Source organism: Lactonifactor sp. BIOML-A5, from assembly GCF_009677585.1.
GTDB lineage: Bacteria > Bacillota > Clostridia > Lachnospirales > Lachnospiraceae > Lactonifactor.
Map to the genome: position 1 here is coordinate 1 of NZ_WKYV01000064.1, position 1,607 is coordinate 1,607.

The window sequence follows — 1,607 nt, forward strand, 5'->3', positions numbered from 1 at the left end:
ACTAAACCCCCATGCCCGCACACTTGGCACCACCATAAATGAAACTATGCAGGCTATAGGGTATTGAACTTGTTAATGTTGCCGTTTATATTTAGAATAACGGCAAAGATCGTGTTTATTTTGGGCCTGTAGCCCGCGGACTAAACTGATTTCAGGTACTCTCATTTGCACCACCACCTGTCCAGCCACTTTAAGAATTTTTGTTTATGGCAGAAGGACGTATAGTAAAATGATAACAGACAGAGTACCATGCCGTAAATTCATCCAGGAGGTGCCAGTATGGATAAAATTTACGACAAATGTTGTGGTATTGACGTGCACAAAAAACTTATCGTTGCCTGCTTTCGATGCGGCAAAAAGCAGGAAGTACGGGAGTTTGGTGCAACAACCAGAGAACTCCTTGAATTAGCTGACTGGTTAAAGGAAGGCGACTGTGAAATGGTCGCCATGGAGAGTACAGCTTCTTATTGGAAGCCTCTGTATAACATCCTTGAATCTTCTGACCTGAACGCCATAGTGGTGAATGCCCGTCATATGAAAGCAGTTCCCGGACGGAAGACCGATGTAAAAGATGCTGAATGGATTGCAGACCTTCTTCAGCATGGGCTGCTTCAGCCAAGCTATATTCCTGACAAAGACCAGCGGGAACTCAGAGAACTGGTTCGTTACCGCAAAAGCCTTGTTGGCGAACGTACAAGAGAATTGAACCGCCTCCAGAAAATGCTGGAAGGAGCCAATATTAAGCTGTCCGGAACGGTATCAGATATCAATGGAAAAAGTGCCCGCAGTATCTTAGAATATCTCCTTACAGGAAAGTCTATTGATGGAAGCAAATACGATGAAATGTATGAGCAAAAAATTATAGCTCATAATCTCAAAGCCACCAAGGAACAGATCGTTGATGATCTGAATGGAGTTATGTCTCCTTTGCAGCGCAGGATGATGAAAGAACTTCTTGTACATTTGGACGAACTTAACATTCATATCAAAAACCTGAATGACGAGATTGATAACTTTATGAAGCCTGAAGAAAAACAGGCTTCACAGGCAATTCAGGATGTAACTGGTATAGGAAATACCAGTGCTCAGGCTATCATTTCGGTTATAGGTTCTGATATGAGCCGTTTTCCAACCGACAGACACATTTCCTCTTGGGCAGGATTATGTCCCGGAGATAACGAAAGTGCCAAAAAGAGAAAATCAGGAAAGACCAGAAAAGGAAATGCCCTCTTACGCACTACATTAATTACCTGTGCACATGCTGCTGTAAAAAATAAGAAATCCTACTTTTATGCGCAATATATGAGAATCAGTGCCCACCGCGGACCCAAGCGTGCATATGTGGCCGTCGCCCATTCCATGTTGATTTCAATTTACCATATCCTTAAGGATGGTGTCGTTTTCAAGGATCTGGGAGCCGAATATTATAATCAATTCAACAAGGAACGTAAAATAAATGCGTATCTTAAAAAGTTAAAAGCACTCGGCTGGGAAGCTCCCGTAGTAGCCGCATAAACTTGCCAGTTAAGTTCAAAATGGACGATTAAAAGTTTAATAGGGATAGTATGCGCTTTTTTGGCTATCCGATGGTTTTTGTTTCATAGTAA

General features: G+C 42.3%; 1 protein-coding gene. It reads left to right on the forward strand.

Translation table 11 applies throughout. From position 1 onward, the window contains the following. Positions 1–279: 279 nt before the first annotated feature. Entirely contained in the window at positions 280–1,515 is a 1,236-nt protein-coding gene (locus tag GKG41_RS23015) for an IS110 family transposase (RefSeq protein ID WP_154263251.1), read from the forward strand. The last annotated feature ends 92 nt before the right edge of the window (positions 1,516–1,607 follow it).